Origin of the sequence: Streptomyces sp. NPDC004629 (assembly GCF_042873595.1) — a bacterium.
Taxonomy (GTDB): domain Bacteria; phylum Actinomycetota; class Actinomycetes; order Streptomycetales; family Streptomycetaceae; genus Streptomyces.
In genome coordinates, this window is the sequence record NZ_JBIALO010000027.1 from 72,658 (window position 1) to 88,052 (window position 15,395).

15 protein-coding genes are annotated in these 15,395 nt (G+C 71.6%); 6 read left to right on the forward strand and 9 right to left on the reverse strand.

Features of this window, described 5'->3' with window-relative positions; genetic code table 11:
* Nucleotides 1-25 precede the first annotated feature (25 nt).
* From ACFYTE_RS32335 to mce, 5 genes are all read right to left on the reverse strand, one after another.
* On the reverse strand, nucleotides 26-796 hold the full coding sequence (locus ACFYTE_RS32335; RefSeq protein ID WP_388718328.1) for an ABC transporter permease: 771 nt from the start codon (nucleotides 794-796) through the stop codon (nucleotides 26-28).
* A gap of 3 nt (nucleotides 797-799) precedes the next feature.
* Complete coding sequence (locus ACFYTE_RS32340) at nucleotides 800-1,753, reverse strand: ATP-binding cassette domain-containing protein (protein WP_388718331.1); 954 nt, start codon at nucleotides 1,751-1,753, stop codon at nucleotides 800-802.
* 83 nt (nucleotides 1,754-1,836) lie between these two features.
* Nucleotides 1,837-2,772 (reverse strand): cellulose-binding protein, encoded by a 936-nt coding sequence (locus tag ACFYTE_RS32345; protein ID WP_388718334.1) that lies wholly within the window; start codon nucleotides 2,770-2,772, stop codon nucleotides 1,837-1,839.
* A gap of 183 nt (nucleotides 2,773-2,955) precedes the next feature.
* Nucleotides 2,956-6,837, reverse strand: coding sequence for a polarized growth protein Scy (gene scy, locus ACFYTE_RS32350; protein ID WP_388718337.1), 3,882 nt, complete (start codon nucleotides 6,835-6,837; stop codon nucleotides 2,956-2,958).
* Nucleotides 6,838-7,050: 213 nt separating this feature from the next.
* Nucleotides 7,051-7,491, reverse strand: coding sequence for a methylmalonyl-CoA epimerase (gene mce, locus ACFYTE_RS32355; protein WP_388718340.1), 441 nt, complete (start codon nucleotides 7,489-7,491; stop codon nucleotides 7,051-7,053).
* A gap of 150 nt (nucleotides 7,492-7,641) precedes the next feature.
* On the opposite strand from mce, the gene ACFYTE_RS32360 reads away from it, so the two are divergent.
* Both ACFYTE_RS32360 and meaB read left to right on the forward strand, forming a co-directional pair.
* Nucleotides 7,642-8,844, forward strand: a complete 1,203-nt coding sequence (locus tag ACFYTE_RS32360; protein ID WP_388718342.1) for an acetyl-CoA C-acetyltransferase — start codon at nucleotides 7,642-7,644, stop codon at nucleotides 8,842-8,844.
* Nucleotides 8,845-8,909: 65 nt separating this feature from the next.
* Nucleotides 8,910-9,866, forward strand: a complete 957-nt coding sequence (gene meaB, locus ACFYTE_RS32365) for a methylmalonyl Co-A mutase-associated GTPase MeaB (RefSeq protein WP_388718344.1) — start codon at nucleotides 8,910-8,912, stop codon at nucleotides 9,864-9,866.
* Between the two features lie 363 nt (nucleotides 9,867-10,229).
* Here the strand turns inward: meaB and ACFYTE_RS32370 are convergent, their stop codons facing one another.
* The 4 genes from ACFYTE_RS32370 to ACFYTE_RS32385 form a co-directional block, all read right to left on the reverse strand.
* A complete protein-coding gene (locus ACFYTE_RS32370) occupies nucleotides 10,230-10,706 on the reverse strand; it encodes a MarR family winged helix-turn-helix transcriptional regulator (protein WP_388718346.1) in 477 nt (158 codons plus the stop codon).
* Nucleotides 10,707-10,798: 92 nt separating this feature from the next.
* Nucleotides 10,799-11,599: an AIM24 family protein gene (locus ACFYTE_RS32375; protein ID WP_388718348.1), complete on the reverse strand. Its 801-nt coding sequence runs from the start codon at nucleotides 11,597-11,599 to the stop codon at nucleotides 10,799-10,801.
* The gene (locus ACFYTE_RS32380) at nucleotides 11,596-12,246 is read right to left on the reverse strand and encodes an AIM24 family protein (RefSeq protein ID WP_388718350.1); all 651 of its coding nucleotides are present in this window, start codon (nucleotides 12,244-12,246) and stop codon (nucleotides 11,596-11,598) included. The genes ACFYTE_RS32375 and ACFYTE_RS32380 overlap by 4 nt, the downstream gene beginning before the upstream one ends.
* Before the next feature lies 1 nt (nucleotide 12,247).
* On the reverse strand, nucleotides 12,248-12,880 hold the full coding sequence (locus ACFYTE_RS32385) for an AIM24 family protein (RefSeq protein WP_388718415.1): 633 nt from the start codon (nucleotides 12,878-12,880) through the stop codon (nucleotides 12,248-12,250).
* 154 nt (nucleotides 12,881-13,034) lie between these two features.
* On the opposite strand from ACFYTE_RS32385, the gene ACFYTE_RS32390 reads away from it, so the two are divergent.
* From ACFYTE_RS32390 to ACFYTE_RS32405, 4 genes are all read left to right on the forward strand, one after another.
* A complete protein-coding gene (locus ACFYTE_RS32390) occupies nucleotides 13,035-13,379 on the forward strand; it encodes a DUF3817 domain-containing protein (RefSeq protein WP_388718352.1) in 345 nt (114 codons plus the stop codon).
* Nucleotides 13,376-13,669, forward strand: coding sequence for an MTH1187 family thiamine-binding protein (locus tag ACFYTE_RS32395; RefSeq protein WP_388718354.1), 294 nt, complete (start codon nucleotides 13,376-13,378; stop codon nucleotides 13,667-13,669). Before ACFYTE_RS32390 ends, ACFYTE_RS32395 begins: the two co-directional genes overlap by 4 nt.
* Before the next feature lie 182 nt (nucleotides 13,670-13,851).
* A complete protein-coding gene (locus ACFYTE_RS32400) occupies nucleotides 13,852-14,604 on the forward strand; it encodes an SRPBCC family protein (RefSeq protein WP_388718356.1) in 753 nt (250 codons plus the stop codon).
* The gene (locus ACFYTE_RS32405) at nucleotides 14,601-15,248 is read left to right on the forward strand and encodes a TetR/AcrR family transcriptional regulator (protein WP_388718358.1); all 648 of its coding nucleotides are present in this window, start codon (nucleotides 14,601-14,603) and stop codon (nucleotides 15,246-15,248) included. The genes ACFYTE_RS32400 and ACFYTE_RS32405 overlap by 4 nt, the downstream gene beginning before the upstream one ends.
* The last annotated feature ends 147 nt before the right edge of the window (nucleotides 15,249-15,395 follow it).

Below are 15,395 nucleotides of genomic sequence, written 5' to 3' on the forward strand. Positions count from 1 at the left end.
AAGACACAGTAAAGGCCCGTCGTCACTAGGCGTCCCGCTTCTTCAGCAGGACGTAACCGCCGATGACGGCCGCGAGCACCCACAGCACCATGATGCCGAGGCCGCCCCAGGGCCCGTACGGGGTGTCGTCGTCGACCCCGGGGACCACCTGCATGATCCGATTGCCGGCCTGGTCGGGCAGGTACCGGCCGACGTCCTTCGTCGCGTTGACGCTGCCGAGGATGTTCGAGATCAGGAAGAAGAACGGCATCAGGATGCCGAGTGACAGCATCGGCGAGCGCAGCATCGTGGTGACGCCCATCGAGAACACCGCGATGAGGGTCATGTAGAGCCCGCCGCCGATGACGGCCCGCAGTACGCCGGGGTCGCCGAGTTGCGTCCGGTGGGAGCCGAGCATCGCCTGGCCGAGGAAGAACGCGGCGAAGCTGGTCACCAGGCCCACCGCGAGCGCCAGCCCGGCGGCCACCGCGATCTTGCTGAACAGGAACGTGCCGCGCCGCGGGACCGCGGCCAGCGAGACCCGGATCATGCCGGTGCTGTACTCGTTGGACACCACCAGCACCCCGAACACGATCATCGCGAGCTGACCGAGGCTCATACCGGCGAAGCTCACATAGGTCGGGTCGAACGACAGCCGGTCCCGGGCGGACATGTCGTCGAACTGGCTGCGCGACAGGGCGGAGATCAGCATGCCGAGGGCGAGCGTGACGACCACGGCGAGGGACAGCGTCCACACCGTCGATGCCACGGACCTGATCTTCGTCCACTCGGACCGGATGACCTGTGCGGTCGTCATGGCTCAGGCTCCCTTCCAGTCGGCACCCCAGTCCCGCGGGACCGGGGTGGCTTCGGAGTGCGCGTGGTACTCCACCGACTCCGCCGTCAACTGCATGAACGCCTCCTCCAGGGAGGCCTGTTGCGGGCTCAGCTCGTGCAGCACGACCCCGTGCTGGGCGGCCAGTTCGCCGATCCGCTCGGCCTTGCCGCCCTCCACCTCCAGCGCGTCGCCGTCGGTCCGCACGACCGCGATCCCGGCCTCGTGCAGCATGTCGAACAGCCGTTCACGCTGTGGGGTGCGGATACGGACGTACGACCGCGAGTTCTCCCGGATGAAGTCGGCCATCGAGGTGTCGGCGAGCAGCTGCCCCTGTCCGATGACGACGAGGTGATCGGCCGTCAGCGCCATCTCGCTCATCAGATGGCTGGAAACGAACACGGTCCGGCCCTGGGCGGCCAGAGACTTCATCAGGTTCCGGATCCAGTGGATGCCCTCCGGGTCGAGCCCGTTGACCGGCTCGTCGAACATCAGGATCCGCGGGTCGCCGAGCAGCGCGCCCGCGATCCCGAGCCGCTGCCCCATGCCGAGCGAGAACCCCTTGGCCTTCTTCCGGGCCACCGCAGTGAGCCCCACCGTCTCCAGCACCTCGGTCACCCGGCCGGTGGGGACCCCGTTGCTCTGCGCCAGACACAGCAGATGGTGGTAGGCGCTCCGCCCGCCGTGCACGGCCTTCGCGTCCAGCAGCGCGCCTATGTACGTGAGCGGGTCCTTCAGTTGGTCGTAGTGCTTGCCGTCGATCCTGACGTCGCCCGCGGTGGGGTGGTCGAGACCCAGGATCATCCGCATCGTCGTGGACTTGCCGGCGCCGTTGGGCCCGAGGAAGCCCGTGACGATGCCCGGCCGCACGGTGAAGGTGAGGTCCTGCACCGCGACCTTGTCGCTGTACCGTTTGGTCAACCCCTCCAGCTCGATCATGCCGACACGTTAAGACGGGACGAAGCCCTCCGCCACCTGAGTGGCGGAAGGCTTCGCGTTGTTCGGTCGGCGTACGCCGGGCGTTACCGGGACTGCTGGGCCGGCACACCGCGGGAGATCGGCTCGTCCTCGGTGGGGGAGCCGGCCGCGGCCACCGCGGCACCCGTGAGCGTGGCGAGCATCTCGCGGACGTTCGTCAGCTGGGCGTTGATGCTGTCGCGGCGGTTGGTGAGCGCCGCCAGCTCGCGCTCGGATTCCGAGCGGATGCGGTCGGCCTTGGCGTTGGCGTCGGCCACGATGTCCTCGGCCTGGCGCTGGGCCGTCTCCACCGTCTGGCGGGCGCGGCGCTCGGCGTCCGTGCGCAGCTTCTCGGCCTCCAGGCGCAGCTGCTCCGCGCGGTGCTCGATCTCGGCAAGGCGCTTCTCGGCCTTCTGCTGACGCGAGGCCAGGTCGCGCTCGGACTGCTCGCGGCGCTTGGCGAGGTTCGTCTCGAAGTCGGCGGCGGCCTGCGCGGCCTTCGCACGGGTCTCCTCGAAGAGGGCGTCCGCCTCCTCGCGCTTGGACTGCGCGTCCTTCTGCGCATCGGCACGCAGCTGCGAGGCGTCACTCTTGGCCTTCTCGACGATCCGGACGCCCTCGTCCTCGGCCTTGGCCTTGCGCTCGGACGCGAACGACTCCGCGTCGTTGCGCACCTGCTGAGCTGCCGACTCGGCCAGCTCGCGGTGCTGCTCGGCCGCCCGGCGGGCCTCCTCGCGCAGATCCTTGGCCTCCTCCTCGGCGAGGCGGAGGATCTTCTCGACCCGTGCGCCGAGACCTGCGTACGACGGTTCGGCGTCGCTTACCTGTGCCTGGGCGTTCTGCGTTTCGAGGTGGAGTTCCTCGATGCGCTTTTCCAGAGCGGTGATGCGGGCGAGCGCGCTGTCACGGTCGGAGACGAGTTTGGAGATCCGTTCGTCCACCTGAGCGCGGTCGTACCCACGCCGCACAAGCTCGAAGCCGTAGGGGGAAGTGTCGCTCATGGGGTTCCTGTCGAAAGAGACCGGTGAGGTGATAGGGGGAATCCTAGGGGCCGAAGCGGTGTGTCATCGAGCGGATGCGTGTTTGATCTGGAGAATGACACCCCTTTTGAGTGGCGAAGCGGCAGATGGCTTGCCAAAGACTTGGGCAAAGAGCCCACAACATACCGGAACGCTCCTGGCCCGCTAGCCTTCTGACGACTTGCCACCCGATCGGGGAGCGCCGACCGTGGCGCCCGCCTTGACCCCTGAGTCCTTGCCGGACGACGGGGCCTCGAAGGACTCCAACGCCTCCAGGACGTCCTGGACACGGGAGATCTCCGCATTGATGTCCTCGCGGCGGCGCACCAGGACCTCAAGTTCGCGCCTGCCCTCCTCGACCGTGCGCCGGGCCTCGCGGATCGCCTCGGCCTTCAGCTCCTCGGCCTCCTTGACGAGCGTGGCCTTCTTCTGCTCGGCCTCCTTGAGCAGCCCCTCGGCCTTCTTGACGGCGGCGATACGGACCTTGCCCGCCTCGGAGTTGGCCTCCGAGACGATCTCCTTGGCCTTCGCCTGCGCCTTGGCCAGCTGCTCCTCGGCGGCCTTGATGAGTGCGTCGCAACGGTCGCCGGTCGACCTCATCGTCTCGGCGGCCTCGCGGCGGGCCCGCTCGTGCAGCTCCTCGATCTCGTTGGTCAGGCGCTCGCGCAGCTCCTCCGCGCGCTCCCGGATCGCGGTGGCGTCCCGGCGGGCGCCGACCAGCAGCTCGTCCGCGTCCGTACGGGCCTTCTCCACCGTCGAGTTGCCCTCGACCGTCGCCTCCGACATCAGCCGGTCGGCCTCCTGGCGGGCCGCGCCCACCATCGTGTCGGCCTGCGCCTCGGCGTCCGCGGTGGTCTTGTGGGCCTGCTGCTGCGCCTCGGTGAGCAGCTTGTCGGCCTCCGCCGTGGTCTCCGTGATGAGCGTGTCGACCTGCTCGGCCGCCTCGGACCGCCGCTTGTTGGCGTCCCTGCGGGCCTCGTCCAGCGTCCGGTCGGCCTCCTCGCGCGCCGTGGACACCAGCCGCTCGGCCTCCGCCTCCGCCTGCGCCCTGACCCGCTCGGACTCGGAGCGGATCCGCTCGGCGTGCTGCTGCGCGGAGCCGACGGTCTCGGCGGCCTCGGCGCGCAGCCGCTCCGCGTCCCCGCTCGCGTCCGCGACCAGCCTCTCCGCCTTGGCGACGGACTCGGCCCGCACCCGCTCGGCCTCCGCGGCCGTGTCCGCGCGCAGCCGGTCGGCCTCGACGACGGTCTCCCCCTGGAGCCGCTCCGCCTCGCTGCGCGCCTCGGTGATCAGCGTGTCCGCCTGCGTCGCCGCGTCCGACCGGATGCGGTTGGCGTCCTCGCGGGCCTCCGCGCGGGTGCGCGCGGCGGCCTGCTCGGCCTCGGCGATGGTGTCCGACGCCTCGGTGCGCACCCGCTGGGCGTGCGCCGACGCCTCCGTACGCAGTCGCTCCGCCTCGGTGATCGCCTCCGTCGTCGTCCGCTCGGCGAGCGCCCGGGCCGCCTCCGACTCCTCCTGGGCCGCCTGCCGCATCCGGCTCGCGTCCTCGCCGGCCCGCTCCCGCTCGGCGTAGGCGTCGGCGCGGACCCGGTCCGCCTCCTCCTCGGCCTCCCGCCGCGTCCGCTCTGCCGCATGCTCGGCCGCCGAGCGCAGACCGGTGATCTCCTCCTGCGCCTGCTCGTGCAGCCCCGCGACGGACTCCCGGACCTGCTGGGCGTGCTGCTCGGCCGCGGAGACCATCTCGGTGGCGCGCCGGTCGGCCTCCTCGACCAGCCGGACCGCCTCGGCCTGCGCGTCCTCGACCCGCTTGCGGGCCGACGCCAGCAGTTCCTCGCTCTGCTCGCGGGCCCGTTCCCGCTCCTGGTCGGCCTCCTGGCGGGCGGCGCCGATGAGTTCATCCGCCTCACGGCGGCGCCGGGCGGCCTCCTCCTGCGCGGCGGCCAGCGTCTCCGACGCCTCCGTGCCCAGCCGCTCGGCGGCGGCCTGCGCCTCGGCCCGCACCCGGTCGGCGGTGTCCTGCGCCTCCGCCTTGAGCCGCTCGGCCTCGGCCGCGGCCTCCGAGCGCAGCCGCACCGCGACGGCCTCGCCCTCCGCGCGGGACGCGGAGGCGTCGGCGGCGGCCTCGGTGCGCAGCCGCTCCGCCTCCGCCTCCGCCTGCTGCTGGAGCGTGCGGATCCGCTCGGCGGCCTCGGAGCGCAGCCGCTCCGTCTCCTCGGCGGCCTCACGGCGCAGCCGCTCCGCCTCCTCACGGGCGTCGTCCAGCGCCTGCTCGGCGGCGGCGAGCCGTTCCTCGGCCTCCGTGTGCAGCCGGGTCAGCTCCTCGGCCGCCTCTTCACGCCGCGCCTCGACGGCCCGCTCGGTCTCCTCGCGCAGCTCGCGTGCGGCCCGCTCGGCGTCCGCCGTGACCGCCTCGGCCCGCTCCGCGGCCTCCGCACGGTGCCGCTCGGCCTCCTTGCGGGTGCGCTCCAGGGTCTCCTCGGCCTGCCGGCGCAGTGTCGTCGCCCGCTCGATGGCCTCCGTACGGACCTTCTCGCTGTCCGTCGTGGCCGTCTGGCGCAGCTCGTCCGCGTCCGCCTTGGCCTTGGCCAGCAGCTCCTCGGCGGACCTGGCCGCCTCCTCGATCTGCTGGACCGCCTCGCGCCGGGCCTCGGCGCGGATGCTCTCGCCCTCGGCCACCGCGTCGGCCCGCAGCTGCTCGGCCTCGCCGCGCAGCCGGCGCGCCTCCTCCTGCAGCTCGACTGTCTTGGCCCGGTACTCCTTGGTGTCGTCCTTCGCCGCGCCCTTGAGCTGCTCGGCGATGTCGTGCGCCTCGGCGCGCAGCCGGTCCGCCTCGCTCTCCGCCTCGGTGCGGATCCGCTCGGCCTCCTCGGCCGCGGCCTTGGTGGTCCGCTTGGCCTCCTCGGCGGCCTTGTCGAGGACGTCCTCGGCGGTCTTCGCCGCCTTCGACAGCTGGGAGGCCGCCTCCTCGGCGGTGACGGTACGGGCCTTCTCGCCGGCCTCGGCGACGATCTTCTCGGCCTCGGCGCGGGCGTCCGCGACGATCTGCTCGGCCTCGGCCCGGGTGTGCTCCGCGTCCTTGGTGGCCTCGCTGACCAGCCGTGCGACCTGCTCCTTGGCGGTGCGCGTGCGCTGCTCGTTGGTCGCCTCCGCGCCGGCGAGGGCCTTGGCGGCGGCCTCCTTCGCCTCGGTGACCAGCTTCTCCGCCTCGCTGCGCGCCTCGCGCAGCGAGGTCTCGGCCTCCGCCATGCGCTGCTCGGCGGCCCGGCTCAGCTCGCTCGCCTGCCGGCGCGCCGCGTCCGACTCCGAGGCGGTGGAGGAGCGCAGCTGCTCGGCGTGGTCGGTGGCCTCCTGGGCCTGCGTGGAGGCGGCGTTCAGCAGCCGCTCGGCGTCGGTGCGGGCCCGGCGCAGCAGCTGTTCCGCCTCCGCGCGGGCGGCCTCGGCCTCGGCCTGGAGCCGCTGCCTGGCCTGGGCGGTCAGCCGCTCGGCCTCGGCGCGGGCCGCGGCCATGGCCTGCTCCACCTCGGCGCGGGACTCGTCGAGCAGGCGGCGGGCCTGCGCCTCGGAACGGGCGCGCAGCTGCTCCGCCCACGCCACGTTCTCGTTGACGTGCGATTCGACGGTCTGCCGGCGCTCGGCCAGCTCCTGGTCGAGCTGCTGGCGCCGGGTGACCGCCTCCTGGTGCAGCTCCGCCTGGAGCCGGGCGGCCTGCTCGGCGTGCTCCTGGAGGATGCGCTGGGTCTGGGCGCGGGCCTGGCTCAGCTCCCGCTCGGCGTCCTGGCGCAGCTGGTCGGCCTGCACCTGGGCGTTGCGCAGCAGCTGCTCGGCCTGGTAGCCGAGGTCGCCGCCGTCGAACGCCGGCCGGGACATGATGGTGCGCCGCGCCTCGTGCAGCTTGGCGCGCAGCACCTCGACCTGGTAGCCGAGGTCCTCGGCGTGCTGGATCGCCTTTTCCCGCTCGGTCTTCAGCCGCTTCATCTCGGCCTCGAACCGAGAGAGGTGGTCGACGTCAGCCGCCGGCTCTCGCTCCTGGCTCTCGTAGCCCCGCACTGCGCGGTCCCATCCGTCCCCTGGTCGCAAGTTTCTCCGAACGAGCACCGTCCGTCCGCCGAACGGGGCCCCCGGGGAATGGTGTCAGATCAACGGCGGAGCACGGGCTGCTGCCCCGATGCTCGTCCCCCGAAACCCGGACCCCGGCATGCGGCCGCCGCCCGGCCTTCGAGGGCGACCGCCCCCAACCCTACCGGCCCCTATGTACGCGGGTCAGTGCTCAGGTGACTCAACAGGCGCCGAAGTGACCAGTTCTGTGAGTACGCCATGGCAATCCTTCGGGTGCAGGAAGGTGATCCGGGACCCCATGGAGCCGCGCCGGGGCTCGTCGTACAGGACGCGTACGCCCTTGTCGCGGATGGCGGCGGCGTCCCCGTCCACGTCCGGCGTACCGAAGGCGATGTGGTGGACGCCCTCGCCGTTCTTCGCCAGCCACTTGGCGACCGTGGAGTCCTCCCGGACCGGTTCCAGGAGCTGGAGGTACGAAGCGCCGCCGTCGGACGTATCGTTGATCTTGAGCATGGCCTCGCGTACGCCCTGCTCCTCGTTGATCTCGGTGTGGAAGACCTCGAAGCCGTAGGTCGCCCGGTAGAACTCGACGGTCGCGTCGAGGTCGTGGCAGGCGATCCCGATGTGGTCGATTCGCGTCAGCATGAGTTCAGTGCAGCGCTCCGGAGGTGGTTACGCAACGTGCGCGCGATCACACCGAAAGGCCGGTGACGGCCGCGACTACCCCTCAGTACATTCGAAGTAAACCCTCGTTCACTCCTCAGCTTCTGTGCAGCTGGAAGGGGATCGCACCTCATGTCAGCAACGAACAGCACGACCTCCGTCATCGTCGCCGGTGCCCGTACGCCGATGGGGCGGTTGCTCGGCTCACTCAAGTCCTTCTCGGGAGCCGACCTCGGCGGCTTCGCAATCAAGGCCGCCCTCGACCGTGCGGGGATCGGCGGCGACCAGGTGCAGTACGTGATCATGGGCCAGGTGCTCCAGGCCGGGGCGGGCCAGATCCCGGCCCGCCAGGCCGCGGTCAAGGCCGGCATCCCCATGAGCGTGCCGGCGCTCACCGTCAACAAGGTGTGTCTGTCCGGGCTCGACGCCATCGCCCTCGCCGACCAGCTGATCCGTGCGGGTGAGTTCGACATCGTGGTGGCCGGCGGCCAGGAGTCCATGACCAACGCCCCCCACCTGCTCCCGAAGTCCCGCGAGGGCTATAAGTACGGCGCGGTCGAACTGCTCGACGCGATGGCGTACGACGGCCTGACCGACCCGTGGGAGAACGTCCCCATGGGCGAGTCCACCGAGAAGCACAACACCCGCCTGGGCATCGGCCGCCCGGAGCAGGACGAGATCGCCGCCCTCTCCCACCAGCGCGCCGCGGCGGCCCGGAAGAACGGCGTCTTCGAGGCCGAGATCACCCCGGTGGAGATCCCGCAGCGCAAGGGCGACCCGGTGCTGTTCAGCCAGGACGAGGGCATCCGCGCCGACACCACCGCGGAGTCGCTGGCCCGGCTGCGCCCGGCGTTCGCCAAGGACGGCACCATCACCGCGGGCAGCTCCTCGCAGATCTCGGACGGCGCCGCGGCCGTCGTGGTGATGAGCAAGGCCAAGGCGCAGGAGCTGGGCCTGGACTGGATCGCGGAGATCGGCGCGCACGGGAACGTGGCGGGTCCGGACAACAGCCTCCAGTCGCAGCCGTCGAACGCGATCCGGCACGCCCTGAAGAAGGAGGGCCTGGAGGCCGCCGACCTCGATCTGATCGAGATCAACGAGGCGTTCGCGGCCGTCGCGGTGCAGTCAATGAAGGATCTTGGAGTATCCACCGAAAAGGTGAACGTCAACGGCGGTGCCATCGCGCTGGGTCACCCGATCGGTATGTCCGGTGCGCGGCTCGTCCTGCACCTGGCGCTGGAGCTGAAGCGGCGCGGCGGCGGGATCGGCGCGGCGGCCCTGTGCGGGGGCGGCGGTCAGGGTGACGCGCTGATCGTGCGGGTACCGAAGGCCTGACGGGGCCCGTACGGCGGATGGCCGCGGGCACGCCGAGCACGTCGTAGCGAGCGAACGGAGCAGTGATGCAGGACGTCTCCTCTCTGGTGGCCCAGGCCAGGGACGGCCGGCCGCGGGCCGTGGCCCGGCTGATCTCCCTGGTGGAGGGGGCGTCCCCGCAGCTGAGGGAGGTGATGGCGGCGCTCGCGCCGCTGACCGGCGGCGCGTACGTCGTCGGGCTCACCGGTTCCCCGGGTGTCGGCAAGTCGACGTCGACCTCGGCGCTGGTGGCGGCGTACCGCAAGCAGGGCCGGCGGGTCGGCGTCCTGGCCGTCGACCCCTCGTCCCCCTTCTCCGGCGGGGCCCTGCTCGGCGACCGGGTGCGGATGTCGGAGCACGCCTCCGACCCCGGCGTCTACATCCGCTCCATGGCGACCCGCGGGCATCTGGGCGGGCTCGCCTGGGCCGCGCCGCAGGCGATCCGCGTGCTGGACGCGGCGGGCTGCGAGGTGATCCTCGTCGAGACGGTCGGGGTCGGCCAGTCGGAGGTGGAGATCGCCTCCCAGGCCGACACGTCCGTCGTCCTGCTGGCCCCGGGGATGGGCGACGGCATCCAGGCGGCCAAGGCGGGCATCCTGGAGATCGGCGACGTGTACGTCGTCAACAAGGCCGACCGGGACGGCGCCGACGCCACGGCCCGCGAGCTGAACCACATGCTCGGCCTGGGCGAGGCGCGCGGCCCCGGCGACTGGCGGCCGCCCATCGTGAAGACGGTCGCGTCCCGCGCGGAGGGTGTCGACGAGGTCGTGGAGGCGCTGGAGAAGCATCGCGCGTGGATGGAGGAGCGGGGGGTGCTGGCGGAGCGCCGGCTGGCCCGCGCGGCCCGCGAGGTGGAGACGATCGCGGTCACGGCCCTGCGGGAACGCATCGGCGACCTGCACGGCGACCGCCACCTGAGCGCCCTCGCGGAACGCGTCACCTCCGGTGAGCTGGACCCGTACAGCGCCGCGGACGAACTGGTAGCGGGCCTCACCCAAACCTGAGCGTCCCGCTCCCGTCGGCCCGGGACCCCCTCGTCCCCGGCGCCTGCACGCGCCCGGCGCACGCCACGGTGCCGCTACCGGCACCGGCGCCCGTGACCCGCGCGCCGGTGCCGCATGCCCTCACCGGCGCCGTACTCGGGCGCCCTTCGAGACCGGTGCTTCTGCTACCGCTCCGGGCAGCCCGGGCGACCTGCGCATGCCCCCGCCGCCGCCCCCTCGTCGGGGGTCCCGGCGGACACATGCGCCTTCCTGACGCCACGGTCGCCCGTCGGCGCGGTGGTCCGGGCGTCGGCCGGTGGGCGCTCGGGGTGGGCTGTCTGACGGGCTTGCTGTCAGTGGGTGCGGTGAGCGGCGCCGTAGCGGTCAGGGGCGGCCTCGTTGGCCCCTCAGGTGTTCCGCGATCGGCTTCAGGCCCTTTTCCAGTTCCGTCAGGGCCTCCGGTGCCAGCAGATCGATGAAGTGCCTGCGTACGGACGCCACATGATGGGGCGCGACCTTCTGCATGGTCTCCATGCCGTGCTCGGTCAGCACCGCGTACAGCCCCCGCCGGTCGGACTCGCAGTTCTCGCGCCGCACCAGGTTCGCGTTCTCCATGCGCGTGATCTGGTGCGAGAGCCGGCTCTTGGACTGGAGGGTGGCGGACGCGAGGTCGCTCATCCGCATCCGTACGTCCTCGGACTCGGACAGATTCACCAGGATCTCGTAATCGTTCATCGTCAGGCCGAACGGCTGCAGATCCTTTTCGAGCTGGTACGTCAACAGCCTGTTGACCTCCAGGTGGGTGCGCCAGGCGCACTGCTCCGCTTCGGTCAGCCAGGGCGTGGCCGTCTCGGTCTCCATGAATGAAGTCTACCTAAGAGGTTGAAAGGTGAACTAGCGAGGGCGGTGTGACCGTGCGCACGCGTTCGACGTCACACTCCGCAGACTACCGCTCACAGTCCGAAGCGACGCTGGATGTCTCCCAGCTGTCCGGGAAGACGCGGTCCGCCCTGGCCCGCTCCGTGACCTCCGGACATCCCGCCGCCCGGCACCCCGGGCTCGCCCGGAACGGCCCCCGTGGCCTGCTCCTCCATCAGCTTCTCGGTCGACTGGAGCAGCACCGTGCCGGCCCCCACGAACTCGAACTGATGCTCCTCCCCGGAGGCCCCGCCGAGCCCCGTCATCCCACGTAGACCGCCCAGGACACCGGTCAGGTATCCGTGGTCGTAGTGGTGGCACGGGGAGGGGCAGTCGGCCCATCCGACCAGCGCCTGCGGGTCCACCCGGACCGGGGGCTCCATGAACACCACGGGGCCGTTGGACGCGGCCACGAACTTCCCGGTTCCGATGAGTGTCAGAAATCCCGGCACGATCGACTGTTTGAGCGCAAGACTTGGCTGAAACGCGAGCAGGTTGCCCGAGCGAATGGTCAGATTGCCCTCGTCCAGGTCGTACGAGTTGACGTCGAAGGCCCGGTCGGCGAGGAGCATCTTGCCCGAGCCCTCCGCCACCACCCAGTCGCTCGCGTGCAGAGGCGAATGGAACGACGTACGGACGAGACGGTCGAGCCGCCCGTGCCCGATCCCGTTGAACTCGATCGCCCCGTAGTAGGCGATCATCTTCCCCTTCTGCAGGAACCACTGCCCGCCCTTCAGTTCCACACAGAAGGTGTAGCCGTTCACGTTGTCGTCGGCGGGCAGCGTCATCGGGTCGTACACCACGGGCCCCGCGCCCGGACCTGCGTACCTGCTCACAGCTTCTCCTCCGAGGCCTGGACGTACACCGTGCCGCTCCCGCTCAGCTCCAGCTGGAACGCCTCGCCGGAGCCACGACCCACCATGTCGCGCCAGCCGAGCGCGGTGGAGAGCTTGTTGCGGACGTCACCGTGGTGGGCGACATACGCCTGCGGGTCGACGTGGACGGGACGCTGCGGTGTGATCGGCAGCTCGAACACCCCGCCGTGCGCCATCACGGCGACCGACCCGTGTCCCTTGAGCGTGGTGGTGAACAGTCCCTGCCCGGTGACCTGCCCGCGCACCATCCCCATGGCCCCGCCCTGCGAGCCCATGAACATCGTCCCCTGCTGGAGCGTGCCCTCGAAGGCGAGGAGCCGGTCCGCCTCCACGTACAGGGTGTCGCCGGAGAGGTTGATCACCTGCACATGGTGGCCGCCGTGCCCGAAGAAGACGGTGCCGCTGCCCTCGACGGTCATCAGCGGGGTGGCCTCACCCGTGACCCGGCGGCCGATCATCGACCGCACACCGCCCTGCCCGCCCTGGATGTTGGGGGTGAAGGAGACATCGCCCCGGTAGGCGAGCATGGCGCCGCGCTGGCTGAACAGCCGCGTGCCGGGGACCACGGTGGCCTCCACCATCTTCGAATTGACCTCCCGCAGACCCATGTCACACATCCCCCGCGATGGTGTTCCGCTCGCTCGGCTGCACGTACACCAGCCCCTCGCCCTCGAACCGGATCTGGAACGCCTCGCCCCCGCCCTCGCCGAGGAAGGTGCGGAAGGTCACACCGGCCTGGAAGGACTGGCGCACCTCGCCCTGATGGGCGATGTAGGCGCCGGGGTCGACGGTCAGCGGGTACTGCCGGCTGACCCGCAGTACGACGGCCGGCCCGTCCGACATGATCGCGGCCTGCCCGCGGCCCTCGACGGTGGTCGTGAACAGCCCGTTGCCCTGAGAGGCGCCGCGCAGTCCGGTGAACGTCGTGCCGGTGCGCAGCCCGGCGTCGGTCGCGAGCAGATTGCTCGACTCCACGTACAGCTTGTCCCCCTGGAGATCGACGAGGTTGATTTCCGAGGCGCGGTCCGCGAACCAGCACGTGCCGTGCCCCTTCACCTCCATCACGGTCATCTGCTCGCCGGTGAGCCGGCGGGTCACCATGCCGCGCAGCCCCTCACCGCCACCGGTCAGCTTCTTGAAGCTCATCTGCCCGTCGTACGCGACCATCGACCCGTTCTTCGCCTTCACGGCGTCCCCGGTCATGTCGACGGCGAGCACCCTGCTGCCTTGAAGTCGAAACATCGCCACCCGGCGACGGTAGCGGGCCCGCCGTGCCGAGGGGAGGGGGTACTCCCGAGCGGCCCTCGGCGGTTTGCCACAATGGGCGGGAGTTTGTGTTCGCGTTCACAAACCGGCGCCAGACGAACTGCCGCCCCGCTCCCACCGAAGGTGACCCGTGGACATCAAGACCGCCAGCGCCCTCCGCCGTCTCCGTCTGGTCTCCGCCCCGGAGGCCGTGTCCTTCCTCATCCTGCTCGTCTGCTCCGTCCTGAAGCGGACCACGGACTTCAACGCGGTGCCCGTGATGGGCGGGATCCACGGTCTGCTGTTCGTCCTGTACGTGATCTTCTGGGCCGACGCCTGGAACCGTGCCAAGTGGGGCCTGGGGACCGCGGCCCTCTACTTCGTTCTCTCGGTCCTGCCCACCGGCGGCTTCTTCGCCGAGCGCAAGCTGCGCCGGGAGGCCGAGGACGCGGTCATCGCCGCCCGCGCCCGCAGGGAAGGGGTTGTCAACGCATGATCGTCGCCTTCTCCGTGACGCCCCTGGGTGTCGGCGAGGACGTGGGGGAGTACGTCGCCGACGCCGTCCGCGTGGTCCGCGGGTCGGGCCTGCCGCACCGCACCGACGCCATGTTCACCTCCGTCGAAGGGGAGTGGGACGAGGTCATGGACGTCGTCAAGCGCGCCGTCGCCGCCGTGGAGGAGCGCGCCCCGCGCGTCTCCCTGGTACTCAAGGCCGACATCCGGCCCGGTGTCACCGACGGCCTCACCTCCAAGGTAGAGACCGTCGAGCGTCATTTGGCGGGCTGAGGCCCTGCGCACCGCCCGGCTCCCGAAACCCCGGCCCGCACATGTCCCAGGGCCGGGGTTTTCCCATGTCCCGCCGTACGCCCGCCCGTTCGGGGGTTTGAGCGGTCGCTCAAACGGGTGTACGTTGCCTGCCGGGTGGTTGAGCGGTCGCTCAAACACCGGTCGGCTTGGGGGAATTCACCGTGGAGCTCTACGTGGAGGCACGCGTGCGTGCCGATCTCGACGCGCTCTGGGACCGCACGCAGGACCCCGCCCAGCGGCCGCGCTGGGACCTCAGGTTCACCGAGATCACCCGCCTGCCGGGCGCGGAGGGCGAGCCGCGGCGGTTCCGGTACGCCACCCGTGTGCTGCCCTTCCTCAAGGTCTCCGGCACCGGGATCTCGGCCGGTGAGAAGGAGCGCCCCGACGGCACCCGCACCTCCGCGCTGCGCTTCGCGACCCCGCACCCGCTCTCCCCGATCGCCGCAGGCGGCGGCTACTTCCGCTACGTCCCCGACGGCGACGGCGTCCGCTTCCTCACCGGCTACGACTACCGCCCCCGCGGCGGCGCCCTCGGCGGGCTCGCCGACCGGCTGCTGCTGCGCCCGCTGATGGGCTGGGCGACCGCCTGGTCCTTCGACCGGCTGCGGCTGTGGCTGGAGCGCGGGATCACACCGGAGCGCGCGCTGCTGAACTGGCTGGCCGAACTGCTGGTCCGGGCGCTGGTGCTCACCGCGGGCTGCGCCGGGCTCGGCCTCGGCTCCTTCGTTCCGCGCTTCGGCTCGTTCGCCCCCGCCGTGGCGTACCTGTGCCCGCTGCTCCTCCTCGTGGCCATGGCCCTCGCCCTGTTCAAGGCGCCGCTGCCCGGCACCCCGGCCGCCCGGCGCTGCCTGCGCACCGCGCCCGCACGCGCGCGTGCCCCGCGCCTCCTGTGCTCCCTGGCGAACCCGTCATGACCGCGGAGTCGAAGACCACGGAGACGAAGACCAAGCTGCTGGAGGGTGCGCTGCGCACGCTCACCGAGCAGGGCATCGCGAAGACGTCGGCCCGTACGGTCGCGGCGGCGGCCGGGGTGAACCAGGCGCTCGTCTTCTACCACTTCGGCTCGGTGGACGAACTCCTCGCCGCCGCCTGCCGCTACGGCGCGGAACAAGCGGTCTCCCGGTACCGGGCCCGGCTCGCCGCCGTCACCTCGCTCACCGAACTGCTGGCCGTCGGCCGCGAGATCCATGAACAGGAGCGGGCCGACGGGCAGGTCGCGCTGCTCGGCCAGCTGCTGGCCGGCGCCCAGACCCACGCGTCCCTCGGCCCGGCCACGGCGGCCGGCCTCGACCTGTGGATCACCGAGATCGAGCGGGTCCTCACCCGCGTCCTCACGGCCACCCCGTTCGCCGAGTTCACCGACCCGGCGGGGCTGGCCCGGGCGGTCGCCGCGTCCTTCGTCGGGATCGAGCTGTACGAGGGGGTGGACGAGCGGGGCGCCCAGGCGGCCCTGGACGCGCTGGAACAACTCGGCGCCCTGGTGGCCGCCCTGGACGAACTCGGCCCGATGGCCCACCGCGCGATCCGCCACCACCTGCGCCGCCCGACCCCCCGCTGACCCGCCCCCGGAACGCCCACGCTCCGCCTGAATCGGCTGAGGCCGGCTGGGTGCGGGGGCTGTTCGGGGTGGTCGGGGCCGGCTGTGGTCGGCCGGACGCCGGTTCCGCCCCGGTTTCGCTGCTCCTGACCCTGGTCCGCTGTTCCT